General features: G+C 64.4%; 25 protein-coding genes. 6 read left to right on the top strand and 19 right to left on the bottom strand.

Translation table 11 applies throughout. The annotated features are described in order from the left end of the window. Window positions 1–14: 14 nt before the first annotated feature. The 3 genes from U0025_RS03620 to U0025_RS03610 all read right to left on the bottom strand — a co-directional run bounded on the left by U0025_RS03620 (window position 15) and on the right by U0025_RS03610 (window position 1,865). On the bottom strand, window positions 15–764 hold the full coding sequence (locus U0025_RS03620; protein ID WP_004211318.1) for a sigma-70 family RNA polymerase sigma factor: 750 nt from the start codon (window positions 762–764) through the stop codon (window positions 15–17). 82 nt (window positions 765–846) lie between these two features. Beyond that, window positions 847–978: a hypothetical protein gene (locus tag U0025_RS03615; protein ID WP_004211316.1), complete on the bottom strand. Its 132-nt coding sequence runs from the start codon at window positions 976–978 to the stop codon at window positions 847–849. Window positions 979–1,070: 92 nt separating this feature from the next. After that, the gene (locus U0025_RS03610; protein WP_004211315.1) at window positions 1,071–1,865 is read right to left on the bottom strand and encodes a response regulator; all 795 of its coding nucleotides are present in this window, start codon (window positions 1,863–1,865) and stop codon (window positions 1,071–1,073) included. A gap of 332 nt (window positions 1,866–2,197) precedes the next feature. On the opposite strand from U0025_RS03610, the gene U0025_RS03605 reads away from it, so the two are divergent. Together U0025_RS03605 and U0025_RS03600 are read left to right on the top strand one after the other, a co-directional pair. Beyond that, complete coding sequence (locus U0025_RS03605) at window positions 2,198–2,392, top strand: NepR family anti-sigma factor (RefSeq protein WP_004211312.1); 195 nt, start codon at window positions 2,198–2,200, stop codon at window positions 2,390–2,392. A gap of 59 nt (window positions 2,393–2,451) precedes the next feature. Beyond that, complete coding sequence (locus U0025_RS03600; protein WP_004211311.1) at window positions 2,452–4,005, top strand: sensor histidine kinase; 1,554 nt, start codon at window positions 2,452–2,454, stop codon at window positions 4,003–4,005. 7 nt (window positions 4,006–4,012) lie between these two features. Here U0025_RS03600 and tgt read toward each other — a convergent pair whose 3' ends face one another. Together tgt and U0025_RS03590 are read right to left on the bottom strand one after the other, a co-directional pair. Then, on the bottom strand, window positions 4,013–5,143 hold the full coding sequence (gene tgt, locus U0025_RS03595; RefSeq protein WP_004211310.1) for a tRNA guanosine(34) transglycosylase Tgt: 1,131 nt from the start codon (window positions 5,141–5,143) through the stop codon (window positions 4,013–4,015). 59 nt (window positions 5,144–5,202) lie between these two features. Next, complete coding sequence (locus U0025_RS03590) at window positions 5,203–5,385, bottom strand: hypothetical protein (protein ID WP_004211308.1); 183 nt, start codon at window positions 5,383–5,385, stop codon at window positions 5,203–5,205. Between the two features lie 235 nt (window positions 5,386–5,620). On the opposite strand from U0025_RS03590, the gene U0025_RS03585 reads away from it, so the two are divergent. Beyond that, the gene (locus U0025_RS03585) at window positions 5,621–6,556 is read left to right on the top strand and encodes a crotonase/enoyl-CoA hydratase family protein (protein ID WP_004211306.1); all 936 of its coding nucleotides are present in this window, start codon (window positions 5,621–5,623) and stop codon (window positions 6,554–6,556) included. Between the two features lie 3 nt (window positions 6,557–6,559). Here U0025_RS03585 and U0025_RS03580 read toward each other — a convergent pair whose 3' ends face one another. The 4 genes from U0025_RS03580 to U0025_RS03565 form a co-directional block, all read right to left on the bottom strand. Further along, complete coding sequence (locus tag U0025_RS03580; RefSeq protein WP_004211304.1) at window positions 6,560–8,551, bottom strand: putative bifunctional diguanylate cyclase/phosphodiesterase; 1,992 nt, start codon at window positions 8,549–8,551, stop codon at window positions 6,560–6,562. Between the two features lie 277 nt (window positions 8,552–8,828). Beyond that, the gene (gene groL, locus U0025_RS03575; RefSeq protein WP_004211302.1) at window positions 8,829–10,472 is read right to left on the bottom strand and encodes a chaperonin GroEL; all 1,644 of its coding nucleotides are present in this window, start codon (window positions 10,470–10,472) and stop codon (window positions 8,829–8,831) included. Window positions 10,473–10,564: 92 nt separating this feature from the next. Beyond that, window positions 10,565–10,852, bottom strand: a complete 288-nt coding sequence (gene groES / locus U0025_RS03570; RefSeq protein WP_004211301.1) for a co-chaperone GroES — start codon at window positions 10,850–10,852, stop codon at window positions 10,565–10,567. 970 nt (window positions 10,853–11,822) lie between these two features. Further along, window positions 11,823–12,260: a DUF6386 family protein gene (locus U0025_RS03565; protein ID WP_004211299.1), complete on the bottom strand. Its 438-nt coding sequence runs from the start codon at window positions 12,258–12,260 to the stop codon at window positions 11,823–11,825. Between the two features lie 565 nt (window positions 12,261–12,825). On the opposite strand from U0025_RS03565, the gene U0025_RS03560 reads away from it, so the two are divergent. Further along, on the top strand, window positions 12,826–13,263 hold the full coding sequence (locus U0025_RS03560) for a universal stress protein (protein WP_004211298.1): 438 nt from the start codon (window positions 12,826–12,828) through the stop codon (window positions 13,261–13,263). 97 nt (window positions 13,264–13,360) lie between these two features. After that, window positions 13,361–14,230, top strand: coding sequence for a glutathione-dependent disulfide-bond oxidoreductase (gene yghU / locus U0025_RS03555; RefSeq protein WP_004211297.1), 870 nt, complete (start codon window positions 13,361–13,363; stop codon window positions 14,228–14,230). Between the two features lie 135 nt (window positions 14,231–14,365). Here the strand turns inward: yghU and U0025_RS03550 are convergent, their stop codons facing one another. Beyond that, window positions 14,366–14,977: an NAD(P)-dependent oxidoreductase gene (locus U0025_RS03550; protein ID WP_004211296.1), complete on the bottom strand. Its 612-nt coding sequence runs from the start codon at window positions 14,975–14,977 to the stop codon at window positions 14,366–14,368. A 109-nt stretch (window positions 14,978–15,086) separates the two neighbouring features. On the opposite strand from U0025_RS03550, the gene U0025_RS03545 reads away from it, so the two are divergent. Next, window positions 15,087–15,479 (top strand): winged helix-turn-helix transcriptional regulator, encoded by a 393-nt coding sequence (locus U0025_RS03545; RefSeq protein ID WP_004211295.1) that lies wholly within the window; start codon window positions 15,087–15,089, stop codon window positions 15,477–15,479. Here U0025_RS03545 and U0025_RS03540 read toward each other — a convergent pair. From U0025_RS03540 to rpsO, 9 genes are all read right to left on the bottom strand, one after another. Next, window positions 15,476–16,504, bottom strand: coding sequence for an acyltransferase family protein (locus U0025_RS03540; RefSeq protein WP_004211294.1), 1,029 nt, complete (start codon window positions 16,502–16,504; stop codon window positions 15,476–15,478). The genes U0025_RS03545 and U0025_RS03540 overlap by 4 nt on opposite strands. Window positions 16,505–16,581: 77 nt before the next feature. Beyond that, window positions 16,582–16,899 carry a hypothetical protein gene (locus U0025_RS03535; protein ID WP_004211293.1) on the bottom strand — a complete coding sequence of 106 codons (318 nt, stop codon included), beginning with the start codon at window positions 16,897–16,899 and terminating at the stop codon, window positions 16,582–16,584. 9 nt (window positions 16,900–16,908) lie between these two features. Continuing rightward, complete coding sequence (ligA, locus tag U0025_RS03530) at window positions 16,909–19,032, bottom strand: NAD-dependent DNA ligase LigA (protein WP_004211292.1); 2,124 nt, start codon at window positions 19,030–19,032, stop codon at window positions 16,909–16,911. 21 nt (window positions 19,033–19,053) lie between these two features. Beyond that, on the bottom strand, window positions 19,054–19,428 hold the full coding sequence (locus U0025_RS03525) for a putative quinol monooxygenase (protein ID WP_004211291.1): 375 nt from the start codon (window positions 19,426–19,428) through the stop codon (window positions 19,054–19,056). Window positions 19,429–19,569: 141 nt separating this feature from the next. Continuing rightward, window positions 19,570–21,231 (bottom strand): DNA repair protein RecN, encoded by a 1,662-nt coding sequence (gene recN / locus U0025_RS03520; protein WP_004211290.1) that lies wholly within the window; start codon window positions 21,229–21,231, stop codon window positions 19,570–19,572. Between the two features lie 52 nt (window positions 21,232–21,283). After that, window positions 21,284–22,072, bottom strand: a complete 789-nt coding sequence (locus U0025_RS03515) for an outer membrane protein assembly factor BamD (RefSeq protein WP_037492082.1) — start codon at window positions 22,070–22,072, stop codon at window positions 21,284–21,286. 67 nt (window positions 22,073–22,139) lie between these two features. Further along, a complete protein-coding gene (locus U0025_RS03510) occupies window positions 22,140–23,159 on the bottom strand; it encodes a sensor histidine kinase (RefSeq protein ID WP_004211288.1) in 1,020 nt (339 codons plus the stop codon). Between the two features lie 147 nt (window positions 23,160–23,306). Beyond that, the gene (gene pnp / locus U0025_RS03505) at window positions 23,307–25,622 is read right to left on the bottom strand and encodes a polyribonucleotide nucleotidyltransferase (protein WP_004211287.1); all 2,316 of its coding nucleotides are present in this window, start codon (window positions 25,620–25,622) and stop codon (window positions 23,307–23,309) included. Between the two features lie 202 nt (window positions 25,623–25,824). Next, window positions 25,825–26,094: a 30S ribosomal protein S15 gene (gene rpsO / locus U0025_RS03500; RefSeq protein ID WP_004211286.1), complete on the bottom strand. Its 270-nt coding sequence runs from the start codon at window positions 26,092–26,094 to the stop codon at window positions 25,825–25,827. Window positions 26,095–26,102 lie beyond the last annotated feature (8 nt).

Below are 26,102 nucleotides of genomic sequence, written 5' to 3'. Positions count from 1 at the left end.
ATGGCATCCCGCCCTCAATCCTCGGCGGTCTTGCCACCCATGTCGTCATCGCCATCGTCGTCGGCGGCACCATGGTCGACCAGATTGTCGGAGATGCGGCCACGGCTCAGGCGATCGACATCGTCCATGATCTCGTCCAGCACCGCCGTATCGGTCGTTTCCTGCGTCCGGCGCGAGGGCAGCGCGCCCTCCTCCAATATCTGTTCGAGCGCAGCGCGACCGCGGGCCACGCGGCTCTTGATCGTGCCGACCGCGACGCCGCAGATTTCCGCCGCTTCCTCATAGGCGAAGCCACCCGCACCAACCAAGATCAGCGCCTCGCGCTGGGGCTGGGGCAATTGCAGCAGGGCGCGCTGCATGTCGCTGAGTTCGACATGCTTGTCCTGCCCCGCAGGCGCGGCAAGCAGCCGGTCGGCGGTCAGGTCGTCCCAATCGCCACGGAAACGCGAGCGGCGCATCTGCGAGAGATAATGGTTGCGCAGGATGATGAAGGTCCAGGCGCGCATATTGGTGCCGGCCTGGAAACGGGCACGGGCGGCCCAAGCCTTGAGCAGGGTTTCCTGGACAAGATCGTCGGCGGTGTCGCGATTGCCCGACAGGGATCGCCCGAAGGCGCGCAGATGCGGAATGACCGCGGCCAGTTCACGCTTGAACTCGCCGTCCGACAGTGCCTCGCGCGGCGCCTGGTTCAGCCCTTCATCCACGGCAGCAACCCCCGTTTCGACTGTCGCCCTCGCTGCATGAACCGAAGTCGTCAAAGCCATATATGCATCCGCACCCTAGTTCGATTACCGCCAAAGGCCAATTCCCAAGATACCCCTAGAAACGCCCATTTTTTCCACTGCCTTACCGCCAGAGAACCAGCAGCATCACGATCACGGCCAGTGCGAGCGAGATGCCCAGCACATAGCGAACGACGTGCGGCGTGGCGCCGCCCCGTGCGTCCTGCGTCGAGATATGCTGCTCCTCGTCGGCCATCGGCCCTCTCCGAATCGTTACGCATATTTAACGCGTTAAAGCCGGGAGGGTTCCGCCGACCGTCACAAAGGATCGGCCGGCGGGAAGACAGGTCAGGCCGGGGCGGTCGCTTCGTCGAAGAAAAGCGCCTGCGAGATCGCGGCCTTGACCGTCGAGCGCTGGAACGGCTTGGTGATGAGGAAGGTCGGCTCGGGCCGTTCGCCGGTCAGCAGCCGTTCGGGGAAGGCGGTGATGAAGATCACCGGCACCGAGAATTCGGCGAGAATATCCTTCACCGCGTCGATGCCGCTCGAATCGTCGGCCAGCTGGATATCGGCCAGCACCAGACCGGGCCGCTCCGCCAGCGCCTCGCGCACCGCATCCTCGCGGGTGACGGCAATGGCGGTCACGTCGTGACCAAGGTCGCGCACGATCGTCTCGATATCCATCGCGATGATCGGCTCATCTTCGATGATGAGAACCTTGGCACGGGTCTGCGCCTCGATCTCCTCCAGCGCTTCCTCGACCAGGGCTTCGACATCGGCGGTATCGAGACCGATCAGATAGCCGGCATCTTCCGTGGTGAAGCCTTCGAGCGCGGTCAGCAGCAGCGCCTGACGCGGCAGCGGGGTCAGCCGTGCCAGGCGGGCATGGGCGATCGCCTCCTGCCCGATCGAACCCGAGAAGCCGGGCTCGTCATCCAGATGCGAGGACGACCAGATCGCATGGAAGGTCTTGTAGAGGCCGAGGCGAGGATCGACACCGCTGGGAAACTCCTCCGGCGCGGCGACGATCGCTTCCAGCGTCGCGCGAACATAGGCATCGCCATGAGTCTGGCTGCCCGTCAGCGCGCGCGCATAGCGCCGCAAGAAAGGAAGATGGGGGTGCAGTTGCTGTCCAAGCGACATCGGTAAGTCTTCTCCCTGCCCTGTCGGGCCTGTTGTCCGAAACATCGGCTCCGCCGGAGGATGGGATGACGATGCCGCGCTGGCAAGCCCCTCTCCCCCTGCCGCCGAATGGCCGACGGTGCAAAAAATGCTTCGAATGCCGGAACCATCGACACCAAGATTTGTTTCACTCTCGTTCGGTTTTTTCGACGGTAACGGCTTTTTGGTGAAATTTGCCCAGCTTGGTGAATTGACGCCGCTATGCGTTGCGGCGAAATAGCGGACAGGCTGGCGTCACGGATTTAGCTTCAAAGGGGCTGATTTTGGTTTCTTCAACAACGGAACGGGACAGGATGGGAGGGGATATTGACGTCGGCACGACCATCCGCGACCGCGATATGAAGACTGCGCCCGAACCACGCAAGCGCCGCACGGCCGCGAAAAAGGACGAGGCACAGGTGTCCCAGGTGCTCAAGTCCGTCTATCAGCGCACGGTCGACGAAGATATTCCCGCCGAAATGCTGGACCTGCTCAGCAAACTGGACTGATCAACGCTGGTCGGGGCGGCATTTCCCTGCCGCCCATACAAGGACCCTCTCGATCCCCCATGACCATGTTCGGCGTCTATCTCCGGTCCACCGGCGTCAAGATGTTCCTCATCCTGACGCTCGCGCTGCTGCCGCTGGGGCTGATCGCGCTGGTGGCGTCGCTGCAGGCGATCCGCACCGCCGACCTGGAGAAGGAAGCGCTGCTGCGCGTCGCCGTGACGCAGAGCGCGCGCAAGCTGACCGCCGATCTCAACGCCGATCGCACCGCGCTGGGCCTGACCGTCAATGCGCTGGCCGATGGCAAGGCAGACGGCGAAATCTGCAACCGCCTCTCCTTCTTCCTTACCGCGCAGGACCGCAGCGGCATCCGATTCTATATCTACGACCGGTCGGGCAAGAAGCTGTGCGGATCGACCACGCCGGAGCCGGCCGGCATTCCGCCCACGCGTCGCTTCATCGGTCCGCGTGTCGAACTGCTGTCGTCCGGCGACTTCCTGCTGTCGCGCACCCACAGCCATGACAATCGCGTCGCGGCGCTGGCCTATTATTCGCGGCCGCATCTCGAAAGCGTCGCCGATCCGGCAACCGCGCTGCAGAACCGGCAGTTGAGCCTGCGCCAGGGCGAGCGGCAGATGATCGTCAGCCGCCCCGGCAGTCGGATCGACGGCCATAGCAGCAGCCTTTCCGCCCGGCTCGACCCGCCCGACATATTGCTGACCATGACGGTGCGCGAGCCGCCGGCGACGATCGCCCGGCTGCTGTCGCTGTTCCTGCCGCTGGTGATGTGGTTCGCGGCCGCCGCGATCGGCTGGTTCGTGGTCAATCGGCTGCTGATCCGCCCGCTGGTGCTGCTGCGGCGCCAGGTTGCCGCCTATCAGCCCGGCGAAGTGCTGGAGCCGTTGCGGCGCATCCGCACCCCCGCGCACGAGATCAGCGACCTGGGCGACACATTCCGCGAGATCAGCGAGGATGTCGCGACCCATGAGGCGGAAATGGCCGCCGCGCTCGACACCCAGCGCAAGCTGACGCGCGAGGTGCATCATCGGGTCAAGAACAACCTGCAGATCATCGCCAGCCTGATCAGCCTGCATGCCCGGTCGGCGCATGAGCCCGAAGCAGTTTCGGCCTATGGGTCGATCCAGCGCCGGGTCGATGCCCTGTCGGTCGTCCATCGCAACCATTTTGCCGAGTTGGAGGAAAATCGCGGCGTCGGCGTGCGTCCGCTGATCAGCGAATTGTCCGCCAGCCTGCGCGGCACTGCCCCGCATGAAGCGCGCCGTTTCGGTATCCAGATCGACAGCGACGATGATCTGCACATCAGCCAGGATGTCGCCGTTCCGGTCGCCTTCCTGGTGACCGAACTGGTCGAGCTGGCGATGCTGTCCGATCCGCGCGCGACGATGCGGATTTCGGTGCATCTGGAGGCAGATCGGAACGACCGCGCCCTGTTGCAGATGGCGTCGCCCGCGCTATGCGCCGGGCCGGAAATGACTTTATTGCTGAACGAACGCTATGGCCGGGTGCTGACCGGCCTGTCGCGCCAGCTCCGCTCCCCGCTCGATCATGATGCCGACGCGGGCCGCTACAGCATCGCGATCAGCGTCATTCCCTGAAAAACCGTCAGACCCGCTGATAGTCGCGGCGGAAATCGGCCGTGAAGGTCGACAATGTGCCGGCCGCAATATTGTCGCGCAGGCCCTGCATCAGTTCCTGATAGAAATGGATGTTATGCTGGGTCATCAGCATCGCGCCCAGCATCTCGCCCGACTTCACCAGATGATGGAGATAGGCGCGGCTCCAGGTCGCGCAGACCGGGCAGCCGCAGCGCGGATCGAGCGGGCCCAGATCCTCGTTGAACTTGGCGTTGCGGATGTTGAGCGGGCCGGCCCAGGTGAAAGCCTGGCCATTGCGGCCCGACCGGGTCGGCAGCACGCAGTCGAACATGTCGATGCCGCGTTCCACGGCGCCGACGATATCGTCGGGCTTGCCCACGCCCATCAGATAGCGCGGCTTGTCCTGCGGCAGCATGTCGGGCGCGAAGTCGAGCGTGGCGAACATCGCCTCCTGCCCCTCGCCCACCGCAAGGCCGCCCACGGCATAGCCGTCAAAGCCGATCTCGATCAGCTTCTCCGCCGAAATCTTGCGCAGCCCTTCGTCGAGCGAGCCCTGCTGGATACCGAACAGCGCCGCACGATCGGCATGGTCGCCGCCCGCGTCGAAGCCGTCGCGCGAGCGCTTGGCCCAGCGCATCGATCGCTCCATCGACCGGGCGGCCTCGTCATGGGTGCAGCCATTCTTGGTGCATTCGTCAAAGGCCATGACGATGTCGCTGTCGAGCAGCCGCTGGATCTCCATCGAGCGCTCGGGGCTGAGCATATGCTTGGAGCCGTCGAGATGGCTGGAGAAGGCGACCCCCTCCTCGCTCATCTTGGTAAGGGCGCTGAGGCTCATCACCTGATAGCCGCCACTGTCGGTCAGGATCGGCCGGTCCCAGCCCATGAAGCCGTGCAGTCCGCCCAGCCGTGCCATGCGTTCGGCGCCGGGGCGCAGCATCAGATGATAGGTGTTGCCCAGGATGATGTCGGCGCCGGTGGCGCGCACTTCGGCCGGGCGCATCGCCTTGACGGTGGCGGCGGTGCCGACCGGCATGAAGGCGGGCGTGCGGATCTCGCCGCGGCGCATCTGGATCGCGCCGGTGCGGGCCTTGCCGTCGGTGGCGGCGATCGAGAAGGAAAAGCGGGGCTTGGTCATCGCCGCGCTCTAGGAGCGAACGCCCGCGCGCACAAGAGCAGCGCGGTCGGAGCGCCGTTTCAGCCGGCCCGGCGGACGCCGTCGAACAGGGTCATCGCGTCGATGTCGAACCCCTCGACCCGGCGATAGCGGCCGATGAAGCGCAGACAATCGGTGGACAGGCGCAAGGTCCAGGGCTGGCCCTGCGCATCCTGTAGCGTGAGTGTCACATTCTTGCGGGCCGGAAGGCGATGCATGTCCATGCGATCGCTCTAATTAACAATGGTTAACAAAGGGCTGAGCAGAGGGGCTGAAAAGCGGAAACGAAAATTTCTGTTGCGATATCGCAACAACAATCTCCATTTCGGCGCATTTACCGCGCTTTCCGGGCAACAGTTGCGGATAAAAATGGTTAATGATCTGTCAACTATTTGTCCCGCACTGCATCATGAGCGCCGACCGTCGAAGGTTCAGATTCAAGAGAAAAATGGGGCGCACATGATTGATTCAGGACGCTTTAGTGCTGCTGACGAGCGCGCGACCGAGGTCGAAGCGGCATTCGAGATCGAAAGCTTTGGCGAGGATGCCGTAACGTCATCCCCCGCCCCTTCCCAACTGTTCGACCTGGGCCAGATCGACGTGCAGTGGGAGGCCGAATCCGAAACGCTCTGGGCGTTCATGACGCCGGCCAATCGACCCAATTTCAGCATGACCATGCTGCGCGACGTCCGCTACTGGTATGCCGAGACCAAGCGCCTGTTCGATGCCGGCCAATTGCCGGTCAAATATATGGTCGCCGGCTCCCGCTTCCCCGGCGTGTTCAACCTGGGCGGCGACCTCGAACTGTTCGCCGGCTGCATCGAACGCGGCGACCTGCCCGGCCTGGTCCAATATGGCCACGCCTGCATCGACGTGGTCCATCGCACCTGGCGCAATGGCGACATGCCAGTGGTGTCGATCGCGCTGGCGCAGGGCGATGCGCTGGGCGGCGGGTTCGAGGCGCTGCTCTGTTTCGACGTGGTGATCGCCGAGCGCAGCGCCCGTTTCGGCCTGCCGGAAATGCTGTTCGGCCTGTTCCCCGGCATGGGCGCCTATTCGATCCTGTCGCGCAAGCTGGGCCGGCTGGCCGCCGAGCGCATGATCCTGTCGGGCAAGGTCTTCACCGCGGAAGAGATGTTCGACATGGGCATCGTCCATACGCTGGTGGAGGATGGCGAGGGGGAAGCGGCGGTGCGCGATTTCGTCGCCCGCAATCGCCCGCACCATGCCGGCCATGTCGGCGTCTATGAAGCCGGGCGCCGGGTCGATCCGCTGCACCATGACGAGTTGAAGGATATTGTCGAGAATTGGGCCGCTTCGGCGCTCAAGACCGACCTCAAGGATATCCGCATGATGCGCCGGCTGGCGTCGGCCCAGACGCGGCTGACCAAATAAGGATCAGGCCAGGCGGCGCTGGCGGATCAGCGCCGCCATGTCATGGACATCGGCCCTGTTGCGGTTGAGCAGGGCCTGCAACTCGCCGATCGGGACCGGCCGGCTGAGGACGAAGCCCTGGACGTTGGTGAAGCCGGTTTCGCGGGCGTAGCGCAACTGTTCCTCGGTCTCGATCCCCTCGGCCACCGTCTCCACCTCCAGCGCGCGGGCCAGATAGGCGACGGACTGGGCGATGGCGCGGTCGCGGGGATTTTCGCCGACGCCGCGCATGAAGCTCTGATCGACCTTGATCGTGTCGAACTCATGGGTGCGCAAGGCGCCCAGCGAGGAATAGCCGGTGCCGAAATCGTCGAGCGCCAGGCGCAGGCCGATACGGCGCAATTCGCTGAGGATCAGATGGGTGCGGCGGTCATCTTCCAGGAAGATGGATTCGGTGACTTCCAGTTCCAGCCGCCGCGCCTTGAGCCCCGACTGGAGCAAAGCGGAGATGACCGCACGCGGCAGGCCGTCGGTCTTGATGAGCGCGGGCGAGATGTTGACCGCGACCCGGATATCCTCGTCCCAGCCCATCGCGTCGCGGCACGCCTGGGCCAGCGCCCAGTTGGTCATCGGCTCGATCAGGGCCGAGCTTTCAGCGATCGGGATGAACTCGGCTGGGGAAATCCAGCCCAGTTCCGGATGCTGCCAGCGCATCAGCGCCTCGCAGATGGTGATCCGGCCAGTCTCGGTATCGAAGATCGGCTGATAATGAAGTTGCAGTTCGCCATTGGCGAGCGCGCTGCGCAGCCCGGTCTCCAGCTCATAGGTGCGGTTCTGCCGCTCCTTCATGGTCCAGTCGAACTGGGCATGGCGATTTCGACCCGCATGCTTGGCCTTGTAGAGCGCCAGATCGGCATGTTGCAGCAGTTCGTCGCCATCGGCGCCATCTTCGGGCGCGACGGCAATGCCCATCGAGGCTGAGATGGTCAGGTGATGGCCGCCGACCTCGAAATCACCGGCTAGGATGCGGGTGATGTCGCCCGCGATCACTTCGGCCTGGATGCGGCTGACGCCAGGACAGATCAGCACGAACTCGTCGCCGCCGAAACGCGCGACATGGCCGCGCCGGTCGAGCGCACGGGTCAGCCGCTCGGCCACCTGGCACAGCAGCTGGTCGCCGACGATATGGCCCAGCGTGTCGTTGATTTCCTTGAACCGGTCGAGGTCCATCCACAGGACGGCGGTCTGATCCGCATCGGAAATGCGATTGTCGAACAGGTCGCGCAGCCGCATCTGCATCGCCATGCGGTTTTCCACGCCGGTCAGGCTGTCATAGCGGGCCAGCCGCTCGAACTTGATCGCGAGGTTGCTCTTCTCCTGCTTGCCTTGCATCGCTTCCAGCACGATGCGGTGCGTGGTCTTGGTGATTTCTGCCATGGCGAAGATCATCAGGAAGCAGAGCACGCCAAGGACGACATAGCCGACGCCGCCGGCGATCAGCAGGCCGATGGAGGTCGGCAGCATGGTGAAGCAGGTCTGGCCGACCGCGACATGGACCCGGCCGGCATTGCGGCCGGAAATGCCGCCCGCATAGGAGGCGACCATGCCGACGGCGAGCACATGCAGGGTCGCATCCTGGCTGATCGTCAGGGTCGCGAGCGATTGCAGCCCGAGCAGCGCGGCATAGATCCAGGCACCCATTTCATAGGCGATTCCCCAGATCGGACGCGCCGGACCATCCTGATGCGCCAGCGCACGCTGGAAATAGACGGCCGAAATGGAGCGACTGATTCCCACGATCAGGACCAGCGCGGCAATGATGTGCATGGTCAGGACATGGGCCTGCCAGGCGATCACGAGACTGAGCGAACCACCTGAAATCGCGCCGGAAAGCAGCGATGCCGGGGAGGCGTAAAGCGCCTTGACGAGGCTATCCTGCACCTCAGCATTCTGCTGGGTACGGGGCGCAAAGCGCGCGCGCAGGACTGCGCACAGATGGCGGACGGGGCGTGACACGTGCCAGCATAGTGGCCGATCAGCCTTGAGATTTGGTAAACCAGATGCCCACCAAAGCAGATCAATTCCGCTGCCCGATCAACAATATCCCCCTACTCCTCCCCGGCCAGGGCACCGTCATATGGGGCCGGAAGCAGGCTGTAGGACAGCAGAAGCGACAGGCACGAAAAAGGCCGGTGGATCGCTCCACCGGCCCCTTTCTTGTCGCATGTGCGAGAACTTCTTTGAAGTCGCGATCGAACCGCGGGCGGGCGTTGCCCACCCGCTACGATCGCTTTTAGAAGTCCATGCCGCCCATGCCGCCCATGCCGCCCGGCATGGCGGGCATGGCGGGCTTGTCTTCGGGCAGTTCCGAAACCGCGGCTTCGGTGGTGATCAGCAGACCAGCAACCGAGGCAGCGTTCTGGAGCGCGGTGCGCACGACCTTGGTCGGGTCGATGACGCCGGCGGCGACCAGATTTTCATAGGTGTCGGTCGACGCGTTGAAGCCGAACGAGGTATCGGTCTGGTCGAGCAGCTTGCCCGAGACGACAGCACCGTCATGGCCGGCGTTGGCGGCGATCTGGCGAACCAGGGCCGTCAGCGACTTGCGGACGATGTCGATACCGCGGGTCTGGTCGTCATTGGCGCCAGCGACGCCTTCGAGAACCTTGGTCGCGTAGAGCAGCGCGGTGCCACCACCGGGGACGATGCCTTCTTCGACGGCAGCGCGGGTGGCGTGCAGGGCGTCGTCGACGCGATCCTTGCGCTCCTTCACTTCGACTTCGGTCGCACCGCCAACCTTGATGACGGCAACGCCGCCAGCCAGCTTGGCCAGGCGTTCCTGCAGCTTTTCACGGTCATAGTCCGAAGTGGTGACTTCGATCTGCGCACGGATCTGCTCGGTACGGCCCTTGATCGAGTCGGCATCACCGGCGCCATCGACGATGGTGGTGTTGTCCTTGTCGATGGTGACGCGCTTGGCGGTGCCCAGCATGCCCAGGGTGACGTTTTCGAGCTTGATGCCCAGGTCTTCCGAGATCACTTCGCCCTTGGTCAGGACGGCGATGTCTTCCAGCATGGCCTTGCGGCGATCGCCGAAGCCCGGTGCCTTGACCGCAGCAACCTTCAGGCCGCCGCGCAGCTTGTTGACGACCAGGGTCGCCAGCGCTTCGCCTTCGATGTCCTCGGCGATGATGAGGAGCGGACGGCCCGACTGAACCACGGCTTCCAGGATCGGCAGGATCGACTGCAGATTCGAGAGCTTCTTCTCGTGGATCAGGATGTACGGATCAGCCAGCTCGACAGCCATCTTTTCCGGGTTGGTGATGAAGTAGGGCGACAGGTAGCCGCGGTCGAACTGCATGCCTTCGACAACGTCCAGCTCGAAGTCGAGACCCTTGGCCTCTTCCACGGTGATGACGCCTTCCTTGCCGACCTTTTCCATGGCTTCGGCGATCTTCTCGCCGACTTCCTTGTCGCCATTGGCCGAGATGATGCCGACCTGGGCCACTTCGGCCGAACCGGCAACCGGCTTCGAGCGCGACTGGATGTCCTCGACAACCTTGGCGACGGCGAGATCGATGCCGCGCTTCAGGTCCATCGGGTTCATGCCGGCGGCAACCGACTTCATGCCTTCGCGCACGATGGCCTGGGCCAGGACGGTCGCGGTGGTGGTGCCGTCACCGGCGATGTCGTTGGTCTTCGAAGCAACTTCGCGGACCATCTGGGCGCCCATATTCTCGAACTTGTCCTTCAGTTCGATTTCCTTGGCGACGCTGACGCCGTCCTTGGTGATGCGGGGGGCGCCGAAGCTCTTGTCGATGACGACGTTGCGGCCCTTCGGGCCCAGGGTCACCTTGACCGCGTCGGCCAGGATGTCGACGCCGCGCAGGATGCGCTCACGAGCGTCACGCGAAAACTTTACGTCCTTCGCTGCCATGATCTAATTCCTTTGGAAAATAGGGAAAAATGGAAAACCGAAATTCTGCGGGTTGCTGTCGCTCAGGCGACGATACCCAGCCCGTCGCCTGCTTAGGCGACAATACCCAGAATATCCGATTCCTTCATGATGAGCAGGTCTTCACCGTCGACCTTGACTTCGGTGCCCGACCACTTGCCGAACAGTACGCGATCGCCGGCCTTGACGTCCAGCGGCGTGACCTTGCCGTCTTCGGCCTTCGAACCCGAACCGACGGAGACGATTTCGCCTTCCTGCGGCTTTTCCTTGGCGGTGTCGGGGATGATGATGCCACCGGCCGTCTTCGCTTCCGCTTCAATGCGGCGAACGAGAACGCGGTCATGCAACGGACGGAATGCCATGATGATTGCCTTTCCCTTTGTGCTGGGATGGGTCCGGCGCGGCCCGCAAGAGGAATGTCCCCGTGCGATATTGTGCCCCGCCTTGTCCTTCTCCCGATGAACTCTCTCATTGTTAGCACTCGCCGATGGAGAGTGCTAGCGGCATGCATATGGAAAAGTCGTTTCGCCGGTCAAGGGCGGGACGGGATAAAAATTTTCGCCGTCCCGATGGATCGGGGATCGATCGGACCGGCACGCAGGCCATAGCGCAACCACCCGGCCCCGTCATGCCGGGCGCGACGGACCGCACGGGGATTGCGACGCGACAGGCGACGGGATCGGGACACGCGCCTGTCGAAGTTCACAGTGTAAACGGGGTTTCCGGGGTCTTTGCACCGCCAACGCGCCGGGAACGCATCGACTACGCGCCTGTCGCGCGTCGGGGGTGTGGGGGTGCGGGTCAGTGGCGCGCGCCCGTCATGCGGCGGCGAAGCGACGGTAACGCGACACATAGGCCCCTGCCGCGCGTCGATCAGGCGGCGACCGAGGCAGAGGCGGCGATGCGAAGAAAGGCGCTGGTCCATCGCGCAGGGTAGATCAGAAATCGGGCATGTAGGACAGCATCGGTGAAGCGAGCATCTCCGTCATTGCGAGCGGTGCGAAGCAATCCATCTCGCGCCAGTGGATTGCTTCGCTCCGCTCGCAATGACGATATCCGGCTTTGACAGCTAACGACCAGAAGCGGCTGTAAATTCCTCCCCTGCAAGGGGAGGGGGACCACGAAGTGGTGGAGGGGTGACGCCCTATCGAGAGGGCGTCACCCCTCCGTCTGGCCTACGGCCAGCCACCTCCCCTTGCAGGGGAGGATGGTCTAGAAGCGACCATTCTTCGTCGTTCGGCGATTGTATTCGCCTCCCTGAAACCGGCCACTTATTCAGATGGCAAATCGAAGGACGAACGACCAAATCGGGTGGATAGCTGCCGTTCCCAATTACAGCCGTATCAATTGCGAGACCTCGTTTCTCGAAGCGGGGGCCGCGACGAACTTCACACTTATCCTTTGCCCGTCGCGCGAGACGAAAACTCTATAATTGGGCTCACGCACTTCGACAAAAAAACCGGAGATGCCTTCGGGTTCGAAACCGCCGCCAGACATCTCCTCCCCAGCCCCAATGAAGACTCGACCTGACGGAGTATTCAAATTGAAACTAACCGCGTTCAGGTCAATCTCATCCGCAATCTCAAGTTGATAGGTGCCGTCGGTCCCAAGATTGAGGAACAAGGCATTTCCGTTTTGAACCTCGGCCAATTCGTTGGCGGGGATCGACCACCAATCACCGACATCGTTGACCCGGTGCTTCATCGCGCCAACGTCAAAAATGCAGATGGTCGCCGTGTCGGTCGCGACGGTATTAAACAACAGCACCATAGAAGCCCCGTGCGGTTTTGCGGGTAGTTTGAGAGCAAGTCGTCGATGTCCGCAAGGGAGCGATTGTTGCCGGACGATTTTTCTTCGCCAAGCGGCAGCTATCGTCGATCATCTACCCAAAAGCTGACTGACTTAAATCCACCCCAAATCCGCCCCTCCTTCTTTCTCCTCCGCGCCCTTCGCGGCTCCGCGTGATTCATTATTCGCGCGGAGCCGCGAAGAGCGCGGAGAAAGGGATATGAAGGACTGAAAAACAGTCTGGCATCTAGCCCCACTCCGTCATTCCCGCGCAGGCGGGAATCCATCTCCTGACCTCGCATCTGGTCCGAAGCTGGTGAGATGGATCCCCGCCTGCGCGGGGATGACGCTGTGAAACAGGTGGCCAGCTTCCCACCCCACTCCGCCATCTCAGCGACGGGTGGGAATGGTCGAGTTTGCCTCTCTCCCATTGCCCGGCGATTGCGGCATGTCCTTATTCATGTCGGGTCGGGAATCTTTGATGGCTGGGGCATCCCGCGCGCGCGTCGAGGGTTGGACGGCGCATAAGCGATAAGAGGAGAGCGCCATGTCCTATGCCACGATCGTCGCCGCCGTCGATGTCAACGCCCCTGACCTCGCCCGTGCCGCCATTGCCGGCGCGGCCGATGTGGCGGGGAACCAGGGCGTCGTCCACCTTCTCTACGTCCGCTATTATCTGCCGACCCGCTATTCCGAGCTGCTGGACGGCAGTTTCGACGAGCATGAGGAGCGCGATGCGCTGGCGGCGATGAAGACATGGGCGAGCGAGGCCGGGCTGGCCCCCGATCGCACCCATTTCCTGACCCGGCGGGGGCGGGTGCGCGACGAGGTGCTGAGCGAGGCGGCGCGGCTGAAGGCCGACCTGGTGGTGATCGGATCGCACCAGCCCTCGCTCACGTCCAAGCTGTTGGGGTCCAATGCGTCGGCGATCATCCACCAGTCGCCGGTCAGCGTGCTGGTGGTGCGGACGCAGGCAGCGGAATAGCAGAAATAATCAACAGCGGTTGAGCGGCGCTCGGTTGCGGCGGGCGGGCGCCGTTCCTACCTGCCGGGCATCAGAGATTTATCGGAGCGATGCCCGCATGACCGACAGCTATACCCCGCCCGCCGTCTGGATTTGGGACAAGGATAAGGGCGGCGCCTTTGCCAATATCAACCGGCCGATCGCCGGCGCCACCCATGACAAGCCATTGCCGGTCGGCGCGCATCCGCTCCAGCTCTATTCGCTGGGCACGCCCAATGGGCAGAAGGTGACGATCCTGCTGGAGGAATTGCTGGAGGCGGGCGTCACGCAGGCCGAATATGATGCCTGGCTGATCCGCATCGGCGATGGCGACCAGTTTGGCAGCGGCTTTGTCGACGTCAATCCCAACAGCAAGATCCCCGCGCTGATGGACCATAGCGTGTCGCCGCCGCAGCGCGTGTTCGAATCCGGCGCGATCCTGCTCTATCTGGCCGAGAAGTTCGGCAAGTTCCTGCCGACCGATCCGGCCAAGCGCACCGCGGCGCTGAGCTGGCTGTTCTGGCAGATGGGCAGCGCGCCGATCCTGGGCGGCGGCTTTGGCCATTTCTTCGCCTATGCGCCGGAAAAATACGAATATCCGATCAACCGCTACACGATGGAAGTGAAGCGGCAGTTGGACGTGCTGGACCGGCATCTGGCGGAGAATGACTATCTGGCGGGCGACGAATATTCGATCGCCGATATCGCGATATGGCCCTGGTATGCCGGCGTGCTGCTGAACCGGGTCTATGGCGCGGCGGAGTTCCTGGACGCGGGCAGCTATACCCATGTGCTGCGCTGGGCGAACCAGATCGATGCGCGCCCGGCGGTGAAGCGCGGGCGGATCGTCAACAAGACCAACGGGCCGCTGGAGGATCAGCTGCACGAGCGGCATGACGCCGGCGACTTTGCCACGAAGACGCAGGACAAGCTGGAGGGGGTTGCCTGACACCCATTCCGTTCGTTTCGAGCCTGTCGAGAAACGGGAAGCACGGACGGAGGGGCAGGGTGCGCGGTCACGCACCGGCCCCTCCACCGCCTGCGGCGGTCCCCCTCCCCAAGCCAAGCTTGGGGAGGAATTTACTCAATAGCCTACGGTGAAGCGCTGGCGACTATGTTTGGGCGTTTCGATCTCGTCGGCGAGCGCGATGGCATAATCGGCATAGGAAATGCTGCTATTGCCCTCGCCATCGACCAGCAACTGGTCGGTGCCGAGGCGGAAATGTCCCTTGCGATCGCCGACGAAGAACAGGGCGGAGGGCGAGAGGAAGGTCCAGTCGAGATCCGCCACGCCGCGCAGATAGGTGAGGAAATCGCCGCCCCGGCTGGCTTCGGCCTTATAGGCTTCGGGAAATTCCGGCATGTCGATCAGCTTGACGCCCGGCGCGACCTCCAGGCTGCCGGCGCCGCCGACCACCAGATAGCGGACCACGCCCGACGCACGCACCGCGCCGACCAGCGATGCCGGATCGGTGTCGGCGAACATGACGGCGCTCACCACCGCATCATGGCCGGCGAGCAGCGCACCGAGCGCGGCGACATCATTGACGTCGCCGGCGACCGCAGTGACGCCGGCGTCCTGCACCGCATTTTCGGGATGGCGCGAGATCGCCGTCACCTGATGCCCGCGGCGGGCCAGTTCCGCGCTGATTTCCCGCCCTGCCCGGCCGCTGCCGCCGATGATCGCGATCTTCATGTTCCATTCTCCATGGGTAGTTACCAATGGAAACCAGATAGCGATTGGGATATCATGGTCGCAAGAAGGCACTTTGCCATCACCTGGTTACGCCGAGGAAACCGACCCCATGACTGCGCCCACGCCCCTGCCCCGGATCGGCGACGCCTATGATCCCGATTGCCCGACCCGCCATGTGCTGGACCGGATCGGCGACAAATGGGCGGTGCTGGTGATGCTGACGTTGAAGGACGGGCCGGTGCGGTTCAACGATCTGCGCCGGCGGATCGGCGCCATCTCACAAAAGATGCTGTCACAAACATTGAAAAGCCTGGAGCGCGACGGGCTGGTGAGCCGCGCCGCCTATGCCACGGTGCCGGTGACGGTGGAATATCGGCTGACGGCGATGGCGCAGGGGCTGATCGGCATATTGGACCAGATTACCCGCTGGGCGGAGGGCCATGTCGGCGCGATCATGGATGCCCGCCGGGCGCATGACGCGCGCGAGGTCGAGGCCGCCTAACCGACCTGGGTGGCGCGCTGGCCCTGTGACGCGGTGCGGTCGCGCCACCAGCGGTTGATGCGACGGGCGGCGGGCCGCTCCACGCCATAGGTGAGCGCGCTCGCCAGCAGCAGCGAGGCAGCGGTCGCGAGCAGGAAGCCGATCCAGGTCGACAGGCCGGCGCGGTCGACCAGGTTCATGATCGCCAGCCCAGCATTATGGTGGATGAGGTAGAGCGCGTAGCTGATCGCCCCCAGCCAGAGCAGCAGCCGATGGCGCAGGAAGGGCAGCCAGCCGCGCAGCATCGCGGCGAAGATCGCCATCACCAGCAGCGCGGCGACCAGATATTCGCGCGGGTCCGCCCAGGCGATCGTCGCCAGCGCCGCCACGAAGAAGGGCGCCTGTTGCCCCCAGCGGCGATGGCCCGACCAGATGCGGTAGAAGAGCATGCCGATGATGAAGAAGGGGATATAGTCGAGCACCAGCAGCATGACGAGGCGGCTGGGCATCGCGTGCCAGCCGGCAATCGCAGCCTTGATCGCCAGCCAGCCGAGCAGCAGCCATTCGAGCCGGGCAAAGCCGCGCCCCATCCAGATCGCCAGCATGCAGCAGTAGAAGGCGAGTTCGACGCCCAGCGTCCAGTAGACGCCGTCGACCGCGGGCAGATAGAAATAGCCCTGCAGCATCGTCATGTTGACCGGGATCACCCAGGCGGGCGGCAGCAGCTGGCCAGCGCCGAGCAGCAGGACGATGCCGATCGAGAGCGCCATTGCCGCCCAATAGACCGGGAAGAGCCGGGCGAAGCGCTTGACCGCGAAATCAGCGGCGCTGCGCGTCCCTTCCAGCGAGAAGGCGATGACGAAGCCGGAAATCGCAAAGAAGAGCAGCACGCCATAGCCGCCATGTTCGAACAAGGGCGGCAGGCGATGGCCGTGCGGGAAGAGCTTGGGGTAGATGTTGAAATAATGGAAGAGCAGCACGGAAAAGGCCGCGATGCCACGCAACGCGTCCAGTTCCTGCAATCGCGTCCGACCCTGCCCCATCATCCCCCTGCCCTACGCCCCCACGCGATAAGATTGGGTAAATTTGCGTGAACGATAGCGCCCGCGCCGGGGCGCCGGCATCAATTGCCGTCGGCGTCGACCATGAACTGCATCGGCTTGCCGCGCGATTCCGGTTCCCAGCCGGCCGCCAGCGCCGCGCGCACGCCGCGCGCGACGATGGCGTCGTTGATCTGGAGCCGGCCGCGGGCCAGTCCTTTGAGCAGGCGCTTGGGCGGCGGAAATTCCAGCACGGCGCCGCGCTGCGTCCCCTGCTGCTGCAGGGCGACGGTCATGCCGCGCCAGCCATCCGCATCGCTCCATTGCGGTTCGCGCCGCACTTCCCAATCATAATGCGCGCCGTCGACCAGGACGGTGCCGCTGTTGTTGCTGTTTGACATGATCGCCCCTTAGCCTGCCGCCCTAACAATGTCAGCCCAGGCTTCTTCGCTAATCACCTCGATGCCGAGCGCCGTCGCCTGTTTGAGCTTCGATCCCGCGCCGGGGCCGGCGACGACCAGGTCGGTCTTGGCACTGACCGATCCCGCCGCCTTGGCGCCCAGCCGCTCGGCCTGCGCCTTGGCCTCGTCGCGGCTCATGGTTTCCAGCTTGCCGGTGAAGACGACGATCTTGCCGGTGACGGCGCTGGCGGTGGTTTCGACGACATAATCGGGCGGCGACACTTCGGAGAGCAGATCGTCCCACGCCTCGACATTATGGGGTTCGTGGAAGAAATCGCGCAGAGACTCAATTACAGTCGAACCAATCCCATCGATCGATCCCAGCATGTCCGCATCATCGAAATAATCGGCAGGGGCTTTGACCCTTGCCCCGTCCGATGTGCGATACATCTCGTTCATTTGGTCGATGGCATGCCGAAGCCCCTGTAGAGTTACAACTTTCTTCATCAGACTGCGCGCCGTCACCGCACCGACATGGCGGATGCCCAGGCCGAACAGCAGCTTGGCGGCGTCGGGCGCGCGCTTCGCCTCGATCGCGGCGAGCAGATTGTCGACCGACTTTTCCTTCCAGCCCTCGCGCCCCAGCAGTTCACCGGCATGGGTGCGCAGGCGGAAGATGTCGGCCGGCTCCTTGATCCAGCCAAGGTCGAGAAATTCCTCGATCGTCTTTTCGCCCAGCCCCTCGATATCGAGCGCGGCGCGGCTGACGAAATGGCGCAGCCGCTCGAACCGCTGGGCGGCGCAGATCAGGCCGCCGGTGCAGCGATAATCGACTTCCTCCTCCTCGCGCACCGCTTCCGATCCGCAGACCGGGCAGTGAGTGGGGAAGGGAAAGGGTTCGCGTACTTCGTCGCGGGTCAGATTGTCGACCACCTGCGGGATGACGTCGCCGGCGCGCTGGACGACGATGCGGTCGCCCGGCCGCACGCCCAGCCGTTCGATCTCGTCGGCATTGTGGAGCGTGACGTTGGAGACGACGACGCCGCCGACCGTCACCGGGGTCAGGCGCCCGACCGGGGTCAGCTTGCCGGTGCGGCCGACCTGGATGTCGATCGCCTCCAGCGTGGTCTGGGCGCGTTCGGCCGGGAATTTATGGGCGATCGCCCAGCGCGGCGCCTTGGCCACGAAGCCGAGCCGCTGCTGCCAGTCGAGCCGGTCGACCTTGTAAACGACGCCGTCAATGTCGAAGGGCAGGTCGGCGCGGGCGCGTTCGATCGCGCGATAATGGGCCAGGATCGCGTCGATGCTATCGACGCAGACCAGCATGTCGGACACGGGCAGACCCCAACTCGCAATCGCCTGCATCACGCCCAACTGGGTGTCGGCGGGCAGCGCGCTATGGGCGCCCCAGCCATGGGCGAGGAAACGTAAGGGACGGCTGGCAGTGACGCTGGCGTCCTTCTGGCGCAGCGATCCGGCGGCCGCGTTGCGCGGATTGGCGAACTGGCGCGCCTTGTCGGCATCCTCCGCCTCGTCCAGCAGCCGCTGGTTGAGGGCGACGAAATCCGCCTTGGCCATATAGACCTCGCCCCGCACCTCGAACAGGTCGGGGATGGCTTCGCCGGTCAGGCGCTCAGGGATGTCGGCGATGGTGCGGACATTGGCGGTGACATCCTCACCCGTGGTGCCGTCGCCGCGGGTCGCGGCCAGCACCAGTTTGCCCTGCTCATAGCGCAGCGAACAGGACAGGCCATCGATCTTCGGTTCGGCGGTCATCGCCACCGGCGCATCCTCGGCCAGTGCCAGGAAGCGGCGGACGCGCGCGGCGAACTCGGCGATATCCTCGTCGGCAAAGCCATTGTCGAGGCTCATCATGCGGACCGCGTGCGGCACCTTCTTCAGTGCCGAGGTGGCGGCAGCGCCGACCTGTGCGTTGGGCGAGTCGGCGCGGATCAGATGCGGGAAGGCCGCTTCGAGCGCGTTATTCTCGCGGATCAGCGCGTCATAGTCCGCGTCGCTGATCTCCGGCGCGTCCTGGTCATGATAGAGGCGGTTATGCTTCGCCACCTCCCTGGCAAGGCGCATCAGGCGGTTGGCGGCTTCGGCTTCGGTGAGGCTGGCGGGATCGGTCATGGGGATGCCTTAACGCCCACTTCAGATTCCCGCCACCGGCACGGTTTCAAAATGCTGGGGGAAGCCGGCGATGATCGGGCGGGCCTTGGCGATGGCGGCGCGGACCGCGGGGAGCTTGAGCGAAGCGGCGTGGCTTTCGCGGCTGTCCCAGACTTCGGTGATCCAGAGCGCGTCGGGATTGGCGGTGTCGAGCGCCACGACATAGGAGAGGCAGCCGGGCATCGCGCTGATCGCATCCTTCAGATATCCGACCAGTTCGTCGCGCTTGCCGGGCGCGCTGAGCATCTGGCCGATCAGGCCGTAGCGCGGTTTCGCCTCCTGCGCGGCGGCGGGGATAGCCGTTGCGGCCAGCGTCGCGGCGGCGAGGCCGAGCATGTCTCTGCGATTATGGGTCATGCGGCTATCCTATCCCCTCCGTTCGTCCTGAGCGAAGTCGAAGGACGCGCCGAGCGGAGCGAGGCGCCTTCGCTTCGCTCAGGTGAAGGCTTCGACTTCGCTCAGCCCGAACGGTATGTGAAACGCGCGAATTGGCAAGCCTCAAGCTTCCAGCAGCCGTTCCGCCTGTGCGCGTGCTTCGGCGGTGATTTCCGCGCCGGAGAGCATGCGGGCGATTTCCTCGCGGCGTTCGCCATCGCTGAGTGCATGGACGCCGGTGCGGGTCACCGTGCCATCACTCGACTTGGCGATCAGCATATGGCCGGCACCGCGCGCCGCGACCTGGGGGCTGTGGGTGACGACGAGAATCTGGTTGCTCTGTGCCAGGCGCGACAGGCGCTCGCCGATCGCATCGGCCACCGCGCCGCCGACACCCCGGTCGATCTCGTCGAAGATCAGCGTGTCGGCCCCGCCATGCTCCGCCAGCGCGACCTTGAGCGCGAGGATGAAGCGGGACAGTTCGCCGCCCGAGGCGATCTTGGCGAGCGGCGCGAAGGGCGCGCCGGGATTGGTCGAAATCTCGAACTCGACCCGGTCCATGCCGGCGCCGCTCCATTGCCCTTCGTCGAGCGGGGCTACGACGGTGCGGAAGCGGGCGGCGTCCAGCTTCAGCGGCGCCAGTTCGCCCGCGACCGCCGCATCGAGCCGGCCGGCGGCAAGCTGGCGTTCGGCCGACAACGCCTGGGCTGCGGCGCGATAGGTTGCCGCCTTGCGCGCGACATCGGCTTCGAGCGCGGCGATATGCTCCTCCCCGCCCTCGATCGCGGCGAGGCGCGCGGCCATCTCGTCACGCAGGGCGGCGAGATCGTCGGGCGCGACCTGATGCTTGCGGGCGAGACCCCGCAGGTCGAACAGGCGGGTCTCGATAGTATCCAGCCGGGCGGGGTCGAAGCTCAGCGCCTCGGCGGCTTCGGCGAGCTTGTCCTCCGCCTCGCCCGCTTCGATGACGGCGCGGTCCAGCGCCTCCAGCACGGCGGAGAGCGGTTCATATTCGCCCGCGATCCGGTCGAGCCGGCGGGCGGCCTGGCGCAACTGGGCAAGGCCGCCGTCCGAGCCGGTCAGGCAATCGGTGACGGCGGACAGATCATCGGACAGGCGCGCGCCCTTCTGCATGGTCGCGCGCTCCTCCGCCAAAGTCGCTTCCTCGCCGGCTTCGGGCGCGAATTTCGACAGTTCGGCGACGGCATGGTCGAGATAATCGCGGTCGCGCGCAGCATTGGCCACGGTATCGCGCGCCTGCGCCAGATCGGCCGCGGCGGCGCGCCAGGCGGCATGAGCGGTGGCGACCGCCTCCGCCTCGCAGCGGCCATAGGTGTCGAGCAGCGCGCGGTGGCCGCGGGCGTTGAGCAGGCCGCGATCGTCATGCTGGCCATGGATTTCGACCAGCGCACCGCCCAGATCGCGCAGCAGCGCGGCAGAACAGGCCTGGTCGTTGATGAAGGCGCGACTGCCGCCATCGGCCTTGACCGTGCGGCGGATCAGCAGCGGTTCGCCGGCTTCGATCTCGATGCCATTGTCGGCCAGCAGCAGCGCGGCGCGATGGCCGGCGGGCGGCGGATCGAAGCTGGCGGTGACGCTGGCCTGCGCCTCCCCTGCCCGGACCAGGCCGCTGTCGGCGCGGGCGCCGAGCGCCAGCCCCAGCGAATCGAGCAGGATCGACTTGCCCGCGCCGGTTTCACCGGTGAGGACGGACAGGCCGGCGCCGAACTCCAGGTCCAGCGCCTCGATCAGCACGACATTGCGGATGGCAAGCGAGGTCAGCATGGCGCCTGTCTACCTGCCATCGCACAAAAGGGGAACAAATAAAGCGTGCGCCTCAGCTCTTGACCGGATGCTGCTGCATCAGCTTGTAGCTGCGCTCATACCATTTGGTGCCGGGATAGTTGCGGCCCAGCACGGCGGCGGCCTTCTGCGCTTCGGCCGGGATGCCGAGCGAGAGATAGGATTCAACCAGACGCTCCAGCGCTTCGGGCGTGTGGGTGGTGGTCTGGAACTTGTCGATCACGGTGCGGAAACGCAGCGTGGCGGCGAGCCACTGGCCCCGGCGCTGGTAGAAGCGGCCCAGCTCCATTTCCTTGCCGGCGAGGTGGTCATTCACCAGGTCGACCTTCAGACGGGCGTCGGCAGCATAGCGGGTGTCGGGATAGCGGCGGATCAGTTCGCCCAGCGCATCCATCGCCTGCTGCGTGATCTTCTGGTCGCGGGTGACGTCGGCAATCTGCTCATAATAGCACAGCGCGATCAGATAATAAGCGTAGGGCGCGTCCTTGTTGCCGGTGTGGATAGACAGGAAGCGCTGCGAGGCCGCGATCGATTCCGGATAGTCGCGGTTCATATAATAGCTGAACGCCGACATGAGCTGCGCACGACGCGCCCAGGGCGAATAAGGATGCTGGCGCTCGACCTCATCGAACAGCGCGGCGGCGAGCTTGTACTGGCCGCGATCGAGGCGGGCCTTGCCGCTGTTGTAGAGGGTCGACACGTCGCGGGCGACGTAAAGGGTGTCGGCCTTGTTCTTCGATGTGGAGCAGCCGGTCAGCACAGGCGAGGCGATCAGGACCAGAGTGGTGGCCGCGCCGATGCGCGTCAGGGTTTTCGTCAGCATGCGCCGGGTCATAGCCGAGCGGATCGCCGTCGCCAAGCGCCAGAATGTTGCAGAACGTTAAGCCGTGTCAGCGCGTCTGTTGCGGCAGGTCGAGGCAGGCCATGGCGCCGCCATCCGGCGCGGGTTCCAGCCGGAAACGGCCGCCAAGCTGCTGCGCCAGCGCGACGGCGATGCGCAGGCCGATGCTGGTCGGCCCGTCGGGCATGGTCCCGTCCGGCAGGCCGCGCCCATCGTCGACGATGCGCAGGTGGAGCGCGCCGTCCGCCTGCTGTTCCAGCGTCACCGCCACCCGCCCGGCGCGATCGGGCAGGCCATGTTCGATCGCGTTGCTGACCGATTCCGCCACGATCAGCGCCAGCGGCACGATGACATCGGGTTCGAGCGACAGGCCATCGGGCGCGCAGATGGTGCAATCAATATCGGTGCGGCCCGACGCATCGACGATATCGGCGCAGAGCATGACCATGAAGGCGCGCAGTTCCTGCCCCTGCCCAGAGGGGTCATAGAGGGCGCGGCTGATCTTGCCGATCAGGGCGAGGCGGGCGGCGGCATCGTCCAGCGCGCGACGGGCGACATCATTGTCGATCTGGCGCCGCTGCAGCGAGAGCATGGCGGCCACCACCTGAAGATTGTTCGACACGCGGTGCTGGAGTTCGCGGAACAATAATTCGCGATTCTCGGCCAGGGCGCGGCTGCGCTCCCGCTCCACCGCCAGGTTGAAATTGGCGCGCTGCATGAAGTGGATGAGCAAGATGTCGACGGCCACGACCATCGTGTAGAAGATCAGCGCCATGGCGACGCCGGGGTTGAAGGCCAGCGCATAAAAGGGCGGGATGAAGCAATACCAGGACAGCAGCCCGCCGATGATGGCGGCGAAGATGCCCGGCCGCACCCCGAACAGGAAGGAGGAGAGGATGACCGCCGGGAAGAAGGTGACGAAGGGATAGCCGACCGGCAGCAGCGTTTCCGCTGCAACACGCGCCAGCCAGGCGAGGAGGCAGAGCAACAGGCTCAGGGCATAGCCATAGACCGGTCTTGGAAGCACGAGCGGCAGGCGCTCGACAAACCGCTCATTGCTGCGTTGCATGGACATTCCCCCAGGAACCGTGACGCGACCGTATCAGATGTCGCCCCCCGCGCCTTGATCGAAATCAGCCCTGACAGGATTCGTCACGAAAAAGGGCGCCCGGTCGAACCGGACGCCCCATTTTCCTGTCAGCGATGATGCTGCCGATCAGTCCTGGGTCAGGAAGTCGGGCAGGCCGGCGTTGGAGCCGTCATCGTCGCCCTTGCCTTCGCTGCGCGGGCCACGGTCGCGGCGCGGGCCACGATCGCCACCACGACCGCCACGGTCGCCGCCGTCACGGCGCGGGCCGCGACCACGATCGCCGCGATCACCACGGTCCCCGCGCGGTTCACGCGGTTCGCGGGCCGGACGGGTGTCTTCCAGTTCCTCGCCGGTTTCCTGGTCGACGACGCGCATCGACAGGCGAACCTTGCCGCGCGGATCGATCTCGAGAACCTTGACCTTCACTTCCTGGCCTTCCGACACGACGTCGGTCGGCTTCTCGACGCGCTCATTCTTCATTTCGCTGACGTGGACGAGGCCGTCCTTGCCACCCATGAAGTTCACGAACGCACCGAAGTCGACGATGTTGACGACCTTGCCGGTGTAGATCTTGCCGACTTCCGCTTCCTCGACGATGCCCAGAATCCACTTCTTGGCAGCTTCGATCTGGGCGGTGTCGGACGACGAAATCTTGATGATGCCTTCGTCGTCGATGTCGACCTTGGCGCCGGTTTCGGCGACGATCTCGCGGATGACCTTGCCGCCGGTGCCGATGACGTCACGGATCTTCGACTTGTCGATCTGGATCGTCTCGATGCGCGGGGCGTGCGCCGACAGTTCGGTGCGGGTCGAGGACAGGGCCTTGTTCATCTCACCCAGGATGTGGGCGCGACCTTCCTTGGCCTGGCGCAGAGCGGTCTCGAAGATTTCCTGCGTGATGCCGGCAACCTTGATGTCCATCTGCATGGTGGTGATGCCGGCTTCCGTGCCAGCGACCTTGAAGTCCATGTCGCCGAGGTGATCTTCGTCGCCCAGGATGTCCGAGATGACGGCGAAGTCGCTGCCTTCCAGGATCAGGCCCATGGCGATGCCCGACACCGGACGCTTCAGCGGAACGCCCGCATCCATCATCGAGAGCGAACCACCGCAGACGGTGGCCATCGACGAGGAACCGTTCGACTCGGTGATATCCGAGAGAACGCGGATGGTGTAGGGGAATTCGTCCTTGGTCGGCAGCACCGGGTGCAGCGCGCGCCAGGCGAGCTTGCCATGGCCGACTTCACGACGACCCGGCGCACCGAAGCGGCCCACTTCACCGACCGAATAGGGCGGGAAGTTGTAGTGCAGCATGAAGTTTTCATAGTGCAGGCCGGTCAGGCCGTCGATCATCTGCTCGGCGTCCTTGGTGCCCAGCGTGGTGGTGCAGATCGCCTGCGTCTCGCCACGGGTGAACAGGGCCGAACCATGGGTGCGCGGCAGGAAGCCGACCATCGCCTCGATCGGACGGATCTGGGTGGTGGTGCGGCCGTCGATGCGCTGGCCGTCCTTCAGGATGGCGCCACGGACGATTTCGGCTTCCAGCTTCTTGGTCAGCTTGATGCCGGCCATCACGGTCTGGGCGTCGAGGCCGTCTTCCGTGAACATCGCCTTCGCCTTGGCGCGGGCTTCGTTCAGGGCGTTCGAGCGGGCCGACTTGTCGGTCAGCTTGTAGGCAGCGGCGATGTCGCCACCGATCAGATCCTTGAGCTTGGTCTTGAGCGCGCCGAGATCGTCGCCCTTGGCCATTTCCCACGGATCCTTGGCGGCCTTCTCGGCCAGCTGGATGATCGCGTCGACGACCTTCTTGCTCGCTTCATGGGCGAACAGGACGGCGCCGAGCATGACGTCTTCCGACAGTTCCTTGGCTTCGGATTCGACCATCATCACAGCGTTGCTGGTGGCAGCGACGACCAGGTCGAGTTCGCCGGTCTTCACTTCGTCCAGCGACGGGTTCAGCTGATATTCGCCATCCTTGTAACCGACGCGGGCAGCGCCGATCGGGCCCATGAAGGGCACGCCCGACAGGGTCAGGGCAGCGGAAGCAGCGATCATCGCGACGATGTCGGGCTCGCTCTCGCCATCGAACGACATCACCTGGGCGATGACGTTGATTTCGTTGTAGAAGCCTTCGGGGAAGAGCGGGCGGATCGGACGGTCGATCAGGCGCGAAACCAGGGTTTCCTTCTCGGTGGCGCCACGCTCACGCTTGAAGAAACCACCCGGAATGCGGCCGGCGGCCGAATATTTTTCCTGATAGTGAACGGTCAGCGGGAAGAAGTCCTGGCCGTCCTTCACCGACTTGGCGGCGGTCACGGCGCACAGCACCACGGTTTCGCCATAGGTTGCCAGCACGGCGGCGTCGGCCTGACGCGCGATCCGGCCGGTTTCGAGGGTCAGCGTCTTGCCGGCCAGCTCGATCGAAACTTTCTTTACATCGAACATATATGTTCCTTTGCCCACCTGGCCCTATTGCCGGGCGGGGCCTCATATGCGGACGAAACCGGTCCGCGGCGGTTGTGGAGCATCGTATGGCCCCTGAAACGAAACGGGGCGCCGGATTGCGCCCGTCCCGAATGACATCCCCAAAAGGACGTCCGTTAGAATCGGAAACGGCCCCGAATGGGGCCGTCCCTTATTAGCAGGCTTACTTGCGCAGGCCCAGCTTGGTGATGAGGTCGGTGTAGCGAGCCGCATCCTTCTTCTTCAGATAGTCCAGCAGCGAACGACGCTTGTTGACCAGCATCAGCAGGCCGCGACGGCTGTGGTTATCCTTGTGGTGACCCTTGAAATGCTCGGTCAGGTTCGAGATGCGCTCCGACAGGATCGCAACCTGGACTTCCGGCGAACCGGTGTCGCCTTCGACGCGGGCATGTTCCTTGATCAGCGTTTCCTTGCGCTCTGCAGTGATCGACATCGGGCTTC

This window comes from Sphingobium yanoikuyae, from assembly GCF_034424525.1.
Taxonomy (GTDB): Bacteria; Pseudomonadota; Alphaproteobacteria; order Sphingomonadales; family Sphingomonadaceae; genus Sphingobium; species Sphingobium yanoikuyae.
The sequence above is the reverse complement of the archived record's forward strand: the minus strand, read 5'-3'. Positions and strand labels throughout refer to the sequence as shown.